This window comes from Microbacterium sp. SW12 (assembly GCF_055391095.1).
In genome coordinates this window covers 638,392-651,823 of the sequence record NZ_AP024335.1, presented here as the reverse complement: position 1 = coordinate 651,823, position 13,432 = coordinate 638,392, and the positions used below count along the sequence as shown (strand labels likewise).

At 66.7% G+C, this 13,432-nt stretch carries 13 protein-coding genes; 8 read left to right on the top strand and 5 right to left on the bottom strand.

The window, feature by feature from the left end; genetic code table 11:
- The first annotated feature begins 4 nt into the window (after positions 1–4).
- The 5 genes from MICSW_RS03235 to MICSW_RS03215 all read left to right on the top strand — a co-directional run bounded on the left by MICSW_RS03235 (position 5) and on the right by MICSW_RS03215 (position 4,313).
- Positions 5–649, top strand: coding sequence for a riboflavin synthase (locus MICSW_RS03235; protein ID WP_464496740.1), 645 nt, complete (start codon positions 5–7; stop codon positions 647–649).
- On the top strand, positions 646–1,929 hold the full coding sequence (gene ribA, locus MICSW_RS03230) for a GTP cyclohydrolase II (RefSeq protein WP_464496739.1): 1,284 nt from the start codon (positions 646–648) through the stop codon (positions 1,927–1,929). The genes MICSW_RS03235 and ribA overlap by 4 nt, the downstream gene beginning before the upstream one ends.
- Positions 1,926–2,399 (top strand): 6,7-dimethyl-8-ribityllumazine synthase, encoded by a 474-nt coding sequence (ribH, locus tag MICSW_RS03225; RefSeq protein ID WP_292732817.1) that lies wholly within the window; start codon positions 1,926–1,928, stop codon positions 2,397–2,399. The genes ribA and ribH overlap by 4 nt, the downstream gene beginning before the upstream one ends.
- Before the next feature lie 61 nt (positions 2,400–2,460).
- On the top strand, positions 2,461–2,820 hold the full coding sequence (locus MICSW_RS03220) for a Fe-S protein (RefSeq protein WP_464496738.1): 360 nt from the start codon (positions 2,461–2,463) through the stop codon (positions 2,818–2,820).
- A gap of 50 nt (positions 2,821–2,870) precedes the next feature.
- A complete protein-coding gene (locus MICSW_RS03215) occupies positions 2,871–4,313 on the top strand; it encodes an MFS transporter (RefSeq protein ID WP_464496737.1) in 1,443 nt (480 codons plus the stop codon).
- Between the two features lie 23 nt (positions 4,314–4,336).
- Here the strand turns inward: MICSW_RS03215 and MICSW_RS03210 are convergent, their stop codons facing one another.
- Genes MICSW_RS03210 through MICSW_RS03200 form a run of 3 tightly spaced genes read right to left on the bottom strand, consistent with a single transcriptional unit; the run spans position 4,337 to position 6,962 of the window.
- A complete protein-coding gene (locus MICSW_RS03210; protein ID WP_464496736.1) occupies positions 4,337–5,161 on the bottom strand; it encodes an ABC transporter permease in 825 nt (274 codons plus the stop codon).
- A complete protein-coding gene (locus MICSW_RS03205) occupies positions 5,158–6,024 on the bottom strand; it encodes an ABC transporter permease (RefSeq protein WP_292732823.1) in 867 nt (288 codons plus the stop codon). The genes MICSW_RS03210 and MICSW_RS03205 overlap by 4 nt, the downstream gene beginning before the upstream one ends.
- Positions 6,021–6,962, bottom strand: a complete 942-nt coding sequence (locus MICSW_RS03200; RefSeq protein WP_292732825.1) for an ABC transporter ATP-binding protein — start codon at positions 6,960–6,962, stop codon at positions 6,021–6,023. The genes MICSW_RS03205 and MICSW_RS03200 overlap by 4 nt, the downstream gene beginning before the upstream one ends.
- 56 nt (positions 6,963–7,018) lie before the next feature.
- Between MICSW_RS03200 and MICSW_RS03195 the strand changes: the two genes are divergently transcribed.
- Positions 7,019–8,134 carry a 5-methyltetrahydropteroyltriglutamate--homocysteine S-methyltransferase gene (locus tag MICSW_RS03195; RefSeq protein ID WP_464496735.1) on the top strand — a complete coding sequence of 372 codons (1,116 nt, stop codon included), beginning with the start codon at positions 7,019–7,021 and terminating at the stop codon, positions 8,132–8,134.
- A gap of 20 nt (positions 8,135–8,154) precedes the next feature.
- Here the strand turns inward: MICSW_RS03195 and MICSW_RS03190 are convergent, their stop codons facing one another.
- Complete coding sequence (locus MICSW_RS03190) at positions 8,155–9,165, bottom strand: VOC family protein (RefSeq protein ID WP_464496734.1); 1,011 nt, start codon at positions 9,163–9,165, stop codon at positions 8,155–8,157.
- Positions 9,166–9,295: 130 nt separating this feature from the next.
- Between MICSW_RS03190 and ligM the strand changes: the two genes are divergently transcribed.
- Entirely contained in the window at positions 9,296–10,699 is a 1,404-nt protein-coding gene (gene ligM / locus MICSW_RS03185) for a vanillate/3-O-methylgallate O-demethylase (protein ID WP_292729034.1), read from the top strand.
- A gap of 83 nt (positions 10,700–10,782) precedes the next feature.
- Here ligM and MICSW_RS03180 read toward each other — a convergent pair whose 3' ends face one another.
- On the bottom strand, positions 10,783–11,709 hold the full coding sequence (locus tag MICSW_RS03180) for a LysR family transcriptional regulator (RefSeq protein ID WP_292729030.1): 927 nt from the start codon (positions 11,707–11,709) through the stop codon (positions 10,783–10,785).
- 150 nt (positions 11,710–11,859) lie between these two features.
- Between MICSW_RS03180 and MICSW_RS03175 the strand changes: the two genes are divergently transcribed.
- On the top strand, positions 11,860–13,230 hold the full coding sequence (locus tag MICSW_RS03175) for an aminomethyl transferase family protein (RefSeq protein WP_464496733.1): 1,371 nt from the start codon (positions 11,860–11,862) through the stop codon (positions 13,228–13,230).
- The last annotated feature ends 202 nt before the right edge of the window (positions 13,231–13,432 follow it).

Below are 13,432 nucleotides of genomic sequence, written 5' to 3'. Positions count from 1 at the left end.
CGCCATGTTCACAGGACTCGTTGAAGAGATCGGCCGCGTCACCGCCGTCGAACCGTCGGGTGACGGCATCCGGGTGACGATTCACGCACCGAAGTCCGTCGCTGATGCCGCGCACGGCGACTCCATCGCCGTCAGCGGTGTGTGCCTGACCGTCGTCGCCCGCGACGGCGACGGCTTCACCGCCGACGTGATGCGCCAGACGCTCGACATGTCGACCCTCGCCGATGTTTCCGTCGACCGCCTGGTCAACCTCGAACGCGCTACCGCAGCAGGCGGGCGCCTGGGTGGACACATCGTGCAGGGGCACATCGATGGCACGGGCACCGTCGTCGAGGTGCGGCCCGGCGACCAGTGGCGCGTGATCCGCGTCGCGATCCCCCAGCATCTGGCGCCTCTGGTCGTCGACAAGGGCTCGATCGCGATGGACGGCGTCTCGCTGACCGTCAGCGCCGTGAGCGACCCGGCCGCGACAGAGCCGTGGTTCGAGGTTTCGCTCATCCCCGAAACCCTCGAGGCTACGACGTTCGACTCCCTCCAAGCGGGCTCGCCCGTCAACCTCGAAACCGACATCCTTGCCCGTCACGTGCAGCGTCTGCTGGCGTTCCCCCCGGCGGCCGCGGCCGCCCCGACCGAAGGAGGCTCGCAATGAGCCTTGCCCCCATCACCGAGGCCCTGGATGCGCTACGCGCCGGGCGCCCGATCATCGTCGCGGATGACGAGAATCGCGAGAACGAGGGCGATGTCGTCCTCTCGGCAGAGCTCGCCACCCCCGAGGCTGTGGCGTGGACGATCCGCTGGTCCAGCGGCCTGCTGTGCGCGCCGATGCCCGCCGAATGGGCAGACCGGCTAGACCTGCCACCCATGGTTGCGGTCAACGAGGATGCCCGGGGCACCGCGTACACCGTCACGGTGGATGCCGCCGACCGCACCTCGACCGGCATCAGCGCGAGCGACCGGGCACACACGCTGAACGTGCTCGCCGATCCTGACTCGACGCCCTCAAGTGTCATCCGGCCGGGCCACGTCCTGCCGCTTCGCGCCGTCGACGGCGGCGTCCGCGAGCGCGCTGGACACACCGAGGCGGCTGTCGAGTTGATGCGCCTGGCAGGACTGCAGCCGGTCGGCGCGATCGCCGAGGTCGTCGCCGAAGACGGCTCGATGATGCGGATGCCCGGGCTGCTGGAGCTCGGAGCCCGCGATGGTGTTCCCGTCATCACGATCGAGCAGCTCATCGCCTACCTTGACGAAAACGAGCCGCGCGCGGCCGCGCCGCAGGACGTGCACCGCCGCCGCGTGAGTTTGCGCGCCGAGGCGACGGTCCCGACCGCGCACGGCGTGTTCCGCTTCCTCGCGTACAAGGATCGGATCACCGGCACCGACCACATTGCGGTCGTGGCCGGTGATCTGGCCGAGGACGCACCCCTCGTGCGCGTGCACTCGGAGTGCCTGACCGGCGAGGCTTTCGGCTCCCTGAAGTGCGAATGCGGCCCCCAGCTGGATGCCGCGCTCGACGCTATCGCGCAAGACGGCGGCGTTGTCATCTACATGCGCGGACACGAGGGACGCGGTATCGGCCTGATCAACAAGCTGCGGGCCTACAGCCTGCAGGAGCGCGGCCTCGACACTGTCGATGCGAACCTGGCCCTCGGGCTGCCCGCCGATGCGCGAGACTACGCTGCCGCTGCCGGCATCCTGGGAGATCTTGGCATCGACCGGATGCGACTGCTCACCAACAACGGCGACAAGGTGGCTCAGCTTCGCGAGCTCGGCCTCGACATCGCGGAGCAGGTGCCGCTGCTCGTGGGCGTCGGCCCGAACAACCACCAGTACCTGGCCACGAAGGCCGAGCGCATGGGACACACCATTGCCCTGGACGACCTGGATCGCGCCCTCGGAGTCGGGGCCGCAGCAGAGAGGACCGACGCATGAGCGGAACCGGCGCCCCCGAGCGCGACACCGTCGACGGCTCAGGACTGGACATCGTGATCGTCGCGGGCCAGTGGCACGAGACCATCGCGAACGGCCTCCTGGACGGCGCCCGCCGGGCACTCGATGCCGCCGGCGCTTCCTACCGCGTCGTGCCTGTCCCGGGCTCGTTCGAGCTTCCCGTCGTGGCAAAGGCAGCTCTGGATGCCGGCGCCGACGCGGTCGTCGCGCTCGGCGTCATCATCCGCGGCGGAACCCCGCACTTCGAGTTCGTCTCGTCAGCGGCCACCGACGGGCTCACCCGCGTCGCCCTGGACGCCGGCAAGCCCGTCGGCTTCGGCGTGCTGACTCTGGACGACGAGGCGCAGGGCATCGACCGGGCCGGCCTTCCGGGCTCGCGCGAAGACAAGGGCTTCGAGGCTGCGGATGCCGCCCTCCGCACCGCGCTCGCGCTGCGGGAGCTGCGGGGCTGACCAGCACCGGGTGAGGCGAACAAGACTCCACCTTCAGTGAGGCATAAGGTACGCTGACGGCATGGAGATTCTTCGTCACGCCGTCCTTCTCGTTCACCTCTCGGGCTTCGCGACTCTGTTCGGCGCCTGGGTCGTCGAGGCGGTGCGGCGCACCGGAGCCGTGACGGCACTCATGAACTGGGGTCTGCTGATCGCAGGCGTCGCGGGGCTCGCGCTGGCAGCACCCTGGGGCGTTCCCGAGGGCGTCGAGTTCAACTACGCGAAGATCGGCACGAAGCTCGTCATCCTGCTCATCATCGGTGCACTCCTGGGCATCGGATCGGCCCGCACCAAGCGGAACGGCTCGGCTCCCGCCGGTGTATTCTGGGCGATCGGCATCCTGACCTTTGTGAACGCGGCCATCGCCACACTCTGGCGCTGAGGCATCGGAGGTGCGGGGGCCGTTCTCGTCCCCCGCACCGATAGGCCTCCATGACCTCTTCCGTCGCCGTTCCGTCCGCTCCCGCCAACCCGCGAAGCCGCGTCATCACGGCAAGCCTCGTCGGCACGACGATCGAGTTCTACGACTTCTACGTGTACGCGACGGCGGCAGTTCTCGTCTTCCCCGCGCTGTTCTTTCCTACCGGTAACGAGACCACATCACTGCTGGCATCCTTTGCGGTCTTCGGCGCCGCGATGGTCGCCCGGCCCCTGGGCGCCGTGGTGTTCGGCCACTTCGGCGATCGGTTTGGCCGCAAGGCGACCCTGGTCACCTCGCTGCTCACAATGGGTATCGCGACCTTCGTGATCGGCCTACTCCCGACCGTGAACGAGATCGGGGTCTGGGCCGCGGTGTTCCTGCTTGTGCTGCGACTCGCGCAGGGATTCGCGCTGGGAGGCGAGTGGTCGGGGGCCGCGCTCGTCGCTACCGAGAACGCCCCGGCAGGCAAACGAGCCTGGTACGGCACATTCCCGCAGCTGGGCGCTCCCATCGGTTTCATCATCGCCAACGGCATCTTCCTGGCGATCAACGTTGCTCTCCCGCACCCCGACGGCACGGCCCAGGCGTCCGACGCCTTCCTTGCCTGGGGCTGGCGCATCCCGTTCCTGTTCTCGGCGGTCATGGTCATCGTCGGCCTGTGGGTGCGGCTGCGCCTGGTCGAGTCCGACTCGTTCACGCGGGCCGAGAAGAGGGGGACGCTCCGGAAGTTCCCCCTCGGGCTCGCCCTGCGTCGCTACTGGTGGCGGCTCATCCTCGGCACGTTCATCATGCTCGCGACCTACGTGCTGTTCTACCTGATGACGAGCTTCACGCTCTCGTACGGGACGAAGGCGACGACGGATGCCGCGCAGGCCGCCGCGGAAGCCGCCGGAACGCCGTTCGACCCGGCCAGCTACGTTCCGGGCCTCGGTTTCGGGTACACGGACTTCGTGCTGATGCAAATCATCGGCGTCGTCTTCTTCGGGATCTTCACGCTGCTGTCGGGACCCGTGGCCGACGCGATCGGCAGACGTCGCCTGCTGCTGTGGGTGACCGCGGCGATCATCGTGTTCGGCTTCACGTTCACGGTGTTCCTGCTCCCCCAGGCCGATCCGAAATTCACCGGAGCACTCGTGCAGGCCTTCCTCGTGTTCGGCTTCGTCCTCATGGGGTCGACCTTCGGGCCGATGGGCGCCGTGCTGCCCGAACTGTTCCCCACCGAGGTGCGCTACACCGGCTCGGCCGTGTCCTACAACGTGTCGTCGATCCTGGGCGCAGCACTCGCTCCGCTCGTGGCCGTCGCACTGTGGGCAGCCGCCGATGGCAGCCCGTGGCTCGTCGGGCTTTACCTGTCGGCGATGGCCATACTCACCTTCATCGCCCTCATACTGTCTCCGGAGACCAAGGACGTGGACTACGAGGAGATCGGGCCCGGCGAGACCGTCTCGCTGTAGCGCGAGACTCGGGAGCAGTCGCGTCAGTCCAAGAAGAGCTTCCGAAGCCGCGTGGTCGTGAACACGAGGCCGATAGCGATCATGACCACGTAGTACAGCACATGACCGAGCATTGCGATCGAGAGCGCCCCAGTGGTGAGCCCGCGGATGAGTTCGACGCCATGCCACAGCGGTAGGGCCATCACGATGGCCTGCACTGCCTCGGGGTACACGGTGATCGGGTAGAAGGTCGCCGAGAAGAGGAACATCGGCAGCAGCACCATGTTGATCCAGTCCATGTGCTGGAAGGTCTTCATGTAGCTCGTGACTGCCATCCCGAGGCTTGCGAATCCGAAGGCGATAAGCACAACAGCGGGGAGGGCGAGGATCGCCGTGGGCGCGAGGTTCAGGCCCGCGAACTGCATGATGATCATGAACCCGGTCGCGTACACGAGTCCGCGCAGCAGCGCGTACAGGATCTCGCCGAGGGCGACATCCAGCGGCCCGAGGGATGTCGAGAGCTGCCCCTCGTAGAGCTTGCCGTAGTTCAGCTTGAAGAAGACGTTCCAGGTGGAGTCGTAGATCGCGCCGTTCATCGCAGAGACCGCCAGCAGCGCCGGGGCGATGAAGGCCGCGTAGGAGACCTCCATTCCCGACGACGTCTCGACGTTCTCGATGAGCTTTCCGAGGCCGATGCCGAGAGAGAACAGGTAGAACACGGGCTCGAAGAAGCCCGAGAGCACGACAACCCAGCTCGACGAGCGCGCCGCGATGAGACCGCGCTGCACGACGGCCCAGGGGTTACCCGACCACAGGGCGCGGACGCTCCCGCTGCGGCGCGGTTCCGTTTCCGATGCCACCGCGGTCATTTCGCGAGCCTCTGCGTAAAAGTGCGGCGAGCGAATGCGTAGCCGACGACGGTGAGGACGAGGAGATACGTGAGGTGAACCGCGGCAGCACCCGGGCCGCCCGGGGCCCCGTACGTCGCCATCCGGCCCAGCTCGGACGCGTGCCACAGGGGCGAGATCCAGCCGATCCACTGCAGCCAGATGGGAAGGCTATCGAGCGGGTAGAAGGTGCCCGAGAACAGGAACATCGGAACGAACAGGAAGCGCTGCACGAGAGCGAACTGACCCTTGTCGTCCTGGATGGAGGCGGCGTATGCCATCAGAGGAACTCCGAAAGCGAGGCCCGCGAGCAGACCGACGAACATCGCGACCCAGCCGGTGGCGGGGTCGGGCACCGCGCCGAAGAGGGTGATGAAGACGTAGTAGGCGACGACGGCGATCAGCATCCGGGCGGAGGCTCCGAGGATCACCCCGTTCGCGATCTGCGGGCTCGACAGCGCCGACGCGTTGAACCCGTAGAAGTAGCGCCGCCACTTGAAGCCTGACATCACGGGGTAGGTGAACTCTTCTGTGGCCACGCCGATCGCTGCGGTCATGAGCAGCGCCGGCGCAACGAACAGGAGGTAGTCCACCTGCTCGCCGTGCACCTCGATCGTGCCGTTCAGGAGCGCGGCAAGTCCGAGCACCAGTCCGAGCAGATACAGGATGGGTTGCCCGAGCGCCCCGACGACGATGGTCCACCCGTACGCGCGCATCGCGCGCACCATGTGCTCGGCGACGTACCACGACCCCCGTCGGCGGGGCTTGCGCCCCCAGGCGAGCGCTTCGGTGCGCAGCTCGTCGAGCGAGGGCTGAGTGCGCGCGTCAGGAACCGGCGTGCTCATTCGATCAGCGACCTTCCGGTCAGGCGCAGGAAGACATCCTCGAGGCTCGACCGCCGCACCAGGGAGGTCAGCGGCTGCAGCCCGGCGGCTGTCACCTGCTCCAGCGCACGTTCGCCGTCGTGCGCGTAGACGAGGATCCGGTCGGGAAGCACCTCGACGCGGTCGCCGATCCCCTCGAGCTGGGGCGCCACCTGCTCGTTGCGGTCCGATCCGAAACGCACCTCGAGCACCTCGCGGCTGGAGTGCTCGCGGATGAGGGAGGCCGGCGTTCCCTCGGCCATGATCTGCCCCTTGTCGACCACGATGAGCCTGTCGCACAGCTGCTCGGCCTCGTCCATGTAGTGCGTGGTCAGCACGAGCGTCGTGCCGCGCTCCTTCAAACGGAAGAGGCGATCCCACAGCACGTGCCGGGCCTGCGGATCAAGACCCGTCGTGGGCTCGTCCAGCAGCAGGATGCGGGGGTCGTTGATCAGCCCGCGGGCGATCGTGAGCCGGCGCTTCATGCCGCCGGAGAGCTGATCGACCTTGCTCTTTGCCTTGTCTTCGAGCGCGGCGAACGCCAGCAGCTCATCGGCCTTCTGGGAACACACCTTGCCGGGCAGCCCGAAGTAGCGGCCGTAGATGAAGAGGTTCTCGCGGGCGTTGAGTTCGCCGTCGAGGTTGTCCTGCTGCGGAACGACGCCCAGCCGCGAGCGGACCTCGGGACCGTACTGGTCGGGATCCAAGCCCAGGATGCTTAGCTCTCCGCTCGTGCGGGTCGAGACTGCGCCGATCATCTTCATCGTCGTGGACTTGCCTGCACCGTTGGGACCCAGCAGCCCGAAGGACTCACCGGGGGCAACCTCGAACGACAGCCCGTTCACGGCGAGGAAGTCGTCCTTGCCCGCGATCTTGTAGGCCTTGACGAGGTTGTGGGCACGAATGACGGGCTCTGGCACCGTCCTACTGTACGAGTGATCTCCGACATCGCGAGACGTCGGAGTAGCATCCCGGTGTGACCGATACACAGCTTCCCTACCGCGCCGACATCGTCGGCAGTTTCCTCCGACCGGCAGCCCTCGCCGAGGCCCGCGCCGCGCGTGCGGCGGGAGAGATCGACGACACCGCCCTGCGCGAGGTGGAAGACGCCCAGATCGCCGCGCTCGTAGGCAAGGAAGCGCAGAACGGTCTGCGGCTTGCCACCGACGGCGAGTTCCGCCGGTCATGGTGGCACTTCGACTTCTTCGGGATGCTCGATGGTGTCGAGGTCGTCGAGCTCGACCACGGCATCCAGTTCCAGGGTGTGCAGACCCGGCCGCTCGGCCTGCAGGTAGGCGGTCGCATCGGCTTCAGCGACACGCATCCGTTCCTCGCCCACTTCCGCGCTCTGGCCGACGCCACTGCCGCAACCGGCGCAACACCGAAATTCACGATCCCCGCCCCCACCGTCTTCGATTTCCGTCTCGAGCCCGCCGGGATCACCACCGGCCTTTACGCGGACCGCGATGCGCTCGTGCCCGACCTCGTGCAGGCCTACCGTGATGCCGTGCAGGCCTTCTATGACGCCGGATGCCGCTACCTGCAGTTCGACGACACGGCGTGGGCTTACCTCTGCTCACCCGAAGAGCTCGAAAAGGCAGCGGCCCGCGGCATCCGGACCGCGGGAATCGGCGAACGGTACTCGGCGATGCTCAACGCGATCCTCGAGGCCAAGCCCGCCGACATGACGATCACCACCCACGTGTGCCGCGGGAACTTCCGCTCGACGTGGATCTCCTCCGGCGGCTACGAGCCGGTCGCGAAGCATCTGCTGGCCGACACGAACTACGACGGCTACTTCCTCGAGTACGACAGCGACCGCGCCGGTGGTTTCGAGCCGCTCCGCTTCCTTCCGCACGGCCACAAGCGCGTCGTGCTGGGTCTGGTGACCACCAAGTCGGGCGAGCTCGAGGATGCCGACCTGTTGCGCACCCGCATCCAGGAGGCTGCGCAGTTCGCGCCGCTCGAGCAGCTGGCCCTCAGCCCCCAGTGCGGTTTCGCCTCGACCGAGGAAGGTAACCTCCTCACCGAGGACGAGCAGTGGGCCAAGATCCGCCTGGTCGTCGACACTGCCGCCACCGTCTGGGAGTGACCGTCAAGAGCGCCTGATGCTCAGGAGCGCTTGACGTACGGGCGGCCCTCGAGGGCCGCACGATCGATCTCTTCCTGGTCCTCGACGAACGGGGTGCCGTGGGTATGGAACGTCGGCACCGTTTTCATGCCCCATGCCTGGCCCTTGGCGCGCTCGGCCTGACTCCATTCGACGACGGGCCAGTCGGGGTCGAGGATGAGGCGGCCCTGCGCTGTGGCGAACTCGATGCGGTTGCCGCCCGGCTCCCACACGTACAGGAAGAACGTCTGGTTGATCGCGTGCTTGTAGGGGCCGTACTCGATGTAGATGCCGTTCTCGAGGCAGATGTCCGCGGCCTTGAGGATGTCTTCGCGCGAGTCCGGGGCGATCGCGAAATGATGGAACCGGCCCCGCTGGTGCGTCCAGTCGTCTGAGTACACGACGTCGTAGGACTTCTGGTTGAACCGGAACCACCACGCACCGTACCGGCCGTCATCGAGGCGCACGCGCTCGGATTCCCGCGACATCATGACATCGCGCCAGAACTCTCCGGCGGCGTTGACGTCGCTGGCCAGATAGTTGATGTGATCCATCCGCCGTGCGTTGATCCCGCGGCCGGGGTATGCGGATGCCTGGTTCTTCAGCGCCGGGCGATCGTCGTCATCCGGAACGTAATGCTCGGTGTCGTAGTACAGCGCCATCAGATGGCCGTCCGGGTCCTCGAACTCGAACGACCGGCCCACCCCGACCTCGCCATCGCGCCAGCCGTGGCCCAGTCCGGATGCCTCGATCGCCGCGACCCGCCGCTCCAGAGCCTGTGGACTCGATGCGCGATAGAGGGTGCGTCCCACGCCGTTCGTGTCGGATGCGGTGAGCTTCAGCGTGTACAGCTGGTACTCGTCCCAACACCGCAAATACGCCGAATCGCCAATGCGGGCCACCTCCCGCATTGCGCAGATGTCGCGGAAGAACCGGAGGCTCTCCTCGAACCGCGGAGTGAACAACTCCACGGCGCCCAGGTGGGCAAGGTCGAAGTTCTCGCTCGTAGCCATGGGTGTCCTCTCTGACACAGCCTCTCTACCGATGCATCCTGCCTATCACTCATTTACCTCTGGACATAGGTAAATTTTGCCCGTACGATCTCGCTGAAGCCACCCGGACGAGGAAGTCGAGGAGACACCCATGGCCAAGAATCTGCAAGAGCTGCTGGACGAGAAGGGCGACACCGTCCGGATGCTGCGCGACTCGCAGCTCGGGACGTACATCTACCCCGTTGTTCCGGCCGAGTTCAGCAACTGGCGCCGCGAGCAGAAGGCGTGGCGCAACGCTGCGGTGCTCTACGACCAGAGCCACCACATGGTCAACTTCTTCGTGAAGGGACCCGACGCGCTGAAACTGCTGAGCGACACCGGCATCAACGGCTTCAAGAACTTCCCCGTCAACACCGCCAAGCAGTTCGTTCCCACCGCCTCCAACGGCGGCGTGATCGGCGACGGCATCCTCTTCCACGAAGCAGAGGGTGAGTACGTCTACGTCGGCCGCGCTCCCGGCGCCAACTGGCTGCAGTTCCACGCCGAGACCGGCGGATACGACGTCGAGTTCCGCTACGACGACCGCTCCCCCTCCCGCCCCTACGGCCAGGCAGTGCACCGCGACTACTACCGCTTCCAGATCCAGGGCCCGAACGCCTGGGCGATCATCGAGAAGCTCGCCGGTGGCCCCGTCGAGCAGGTCAAGTTCTTCCACATGGGCGAAATGACGATCGCCGGCGAGAAGGTGCGCACGCTCCGTCACGGGATGGCGGGCGCTCCGGGCCTGGAGATCTGGGGCCCCTACGAGCAGCACGGCAAGATCCGCGACGCCATCCTCGAGGCCGGGCGCGAGTTCGGCATCGAACCCTGCGGGTCGCGCGCGTACTCGTCGAACACCCTGGAGTCGGGCTGGATCCCCTCGCCCCTGCCGGCGATCTACTCCAGCGAGGCCGAGCGCGCCTACCGTGAGTGGCTGCCGGCGAACAGCTACGAAGCGATCAACGCCCTGGCAGGGTCCTTCGTCTCGGAGAACATCGAGGACTACTACCTCAACCCGTGGGAGCTCGGCTACGGCTCGTTCGTGAAGTTCGACCACGACTTCATCGGCCGTGACGCACTCGAGAAGCTCGACCCCGAGACCCAGCGCAAGAAGGTCACGCTGGCCTGGAACGACGAGGACCTGACCAAGGTGCTCGCGTCAGTGCTCGACCGCGAGGGCCCCGGCTACCAGTTCTTCGACCTGCCCAACGCCAACTACGGGTCCAGCAACTACGACGCCGTCATCGATGCCGACGGCAACACCGTGGGACTCTCGCTGTTCACGGGCGTCACCGCGAACGAGAAGCGCGGTCTGTCGCTGGCCACCGTCGACCGCGACGTTCCCGTGGGAGCCGAAGTCCGCGTGGTCTGGGGCGAGCCGAACGGCGGATCGGGCAAGACGACTGTCGAGCCGCACGAGCAGATCGCGATCCGCGCCGTGGTGAGCCCCGTACCCTATGCCGTGACCGCTCGCCAGGAGTACCAGGGCGGCTGGCGCACCACCGGATCGCTCTGATCCGCGCCGCGCTTCGCGCGCACGACGATCTGGGGGACGGATGCTTCGGCATCCGTCCCCCAGATCGTCTCCGGGCGTCCACGTCACGACGAGATGTGGATGCCTTCGAACCCACCCGGGAATCCGCTGACCGCCGCCGAGACGGTGTCGAAGAACCAGTCGAGTGCTCCAGCATGCTGTGGGGACCGGCGACGATAGAGATGCAGTTCGACGGGTCCGAGAGCGAAGGGCAGTTCGCGGATGATGAGCGGCCAGCTCCGCGACCATCCGACAGCCAGTGTCTCGGGAATCGTCGCGATGAGCGTCGTCGACCGCGCGAGTAAGGGCGGGAGCGACGCGATGTGTTGCACGCTCACCGCCGGCGGCTCGCTCACGCCGTGGCGAGCGTGTACGCCGGCCAGCAGGCGGGCACTCGAGTCGCCCTCGACCCAGACCCGGCGCGCCGCACGGTACGCCTCGAGACTCATCTCAGCGCCGACGAGGGGGTTCTGCGAGGACATCACGACGCGGTACTCCTCCCGCTTGACCGTCTGGCGCTCGAACGCAGCGGGCAGTTCCGCCGGGGTGATGGCAAGGTCCACAGATCCTCGGGTGAGTAGATCCTCGAGGTCTTCACCGCGCAACGCTGTGACGGCAAGGCGCGCGCGCGGCGCTCCGAGCGCCATCGCGTCGCCGATCGCCGGGAGCCAGCCGATCTCACCGAGTTCCGAGAGCGCGATGCGGAAGGTGCGCTCGGAGGTCAGAGGGTCGAAGCCGGTCACCGCCGCAATGGTTCGATCGATCACTGACATGCCCTCGTGGAGCTCGGGATAGATCGCGTCGGCAAGCGCTGTGGGCCGCATCCCCTGAGCCGTTCGCTCGAACAGCGGATCGCCGAGTTCCCGCCGCAGCCGCGCCAGGGACTGACTGATGGCCGACTGCGTCACGAACAGCCGGCGGCCCGCCGCTGTGAGGCTGCCCGCCTCGTAGATCGCGACGAACACCCGGGTGAGGTTCAGGTCAGTGAGCATGCGTGCACCTCGATCGAGTCAATATGAGGACCGCTCACAGAGCTATTAGCAGCGCTCATTAGAAAATGCTATTTGATTCAGTCCTGCTTGGGATAGCGTCTCCTCGGGCCGGCACGCACCGCGTCGAGCCCCGAGAACGAAGGAGTTCACATGACCGAGTCGCTGGCCGCCGCGATCGCCCGAGCGGGAAGCCCCGTGCAGCTTCTGCGCAACGCCCAGGCGCGACCCACGATCTTCCCCGTGACGGCGGAGTTCAGCAACTGGAGGTCGGAGCAGCAGTCCTGGCAGAAGACAGTGGCGCTTCTTGACCAGTCCCACCACATGACCGACCTGTTCATCCGCGGCCGCGATGCCCTGCACCTGCTGAGCGATCTCGGCGTCAACAGCTTTGCGCGATTCCAGGTTGACAACGCGAAACAGTTCATCGCGGTCAATGACGAGGGGTATCTGATCGGCGATGCGATCCTGTTCTATCTCGCCGACGAAGAGTTCGACCTCGTCGGCCATCAGATGGTGATCGACTGGGTGCAGTTCCACGGCGAGACCGGCGACTACGACGTCACCTTCGAGCGCGACGGCAACTCGATCGTGCGCGCCGGAAACCCCACCCTGTACCGGTATGAGCTGCAGGGACCGAACGCACTTGAACTCATGGAGAGGGTCACCGGCGCCCCCGTGCCGCCGACCCGCTTCTTCCACATGGCGACATTCACGATCGACGGCATCACGGTGCGCTCACTGCGTCACGGAATGGCCGGTCAGCCCGGCTTCGAGCTGTTCGGCCCGTGGGAAGAGGGCGAGCGCGTCCGGGACGCGCTGCTGCGCGAAGGAGAGCCGCTCGGGCTCGTGCGGGTCGGATCCAAGGCGTACTCCTCGGCGAATCTCGAATCCGCGTGGGTTCCCTCTCCCCTGCCTGCCATCTTCACCGGGGCCCACGCGGAACGGTACCTCGACTGGCTTCCCGCAACCAGCGCCGGGTCTCTGGCCGGAAGCCTCACCTCCGAGCGGATCGAGGACTACTACGTCACGCCCTACGACCTCGGTTACGGCCGCAGTGTGGCGTTCGATCACGACTTCCTCGGCCGGGAGGCACTCGAGCGCATCGCGCAGGAGCCCACACGGGTCAAGGTGACGCTGATCTGGAACCCGGACGATGTCGCAGCTGCACAGCGATCCCTGCTCGAGCCGGGGTTGCCGGCGAAGTACATCGACTTCCCGAAGGCCCGCTACGGGCTCTACCAGGTCGACCGTGTTCTGATCGACGGGCACGATGTGGGGATCTCGCATGATGCCGGGTACATCACGAACGAGCAGGTATTCGCGTCATTGGCGAGCCTCGTTCCGGATGCCGCGGAGCCGGGCACCGAGGTTGTGGTGGTCTGGGGCGAGGAGCCGAACTCGGCGAAGCCCGCTGTCGAGCCGCACCGTCAGGTCGAGATCCGTGCGACTGTCGCCCCGGCACCTTACTCGTCATACGCTCGCGAGAACTACCGCCGGGAGACCAGCGCGGCATCCAGCTGACGCGGAGGGTCGCCGTCGCGCGTCAGGCGACCCCGCGCGGCGGCGACGGTCGGCGTCCCCTTGACACGACAATAGTGTCTGCGACTCGACTGTCGACGATTTCTCTCACGATCTCGGCGCAGATCCTCACCCGAGGCATCTCTGGCGCGGCCGGGGCCTACGAGCGCGGAGTACCGTCGTAGATAACCCCTCCCCGAATCGA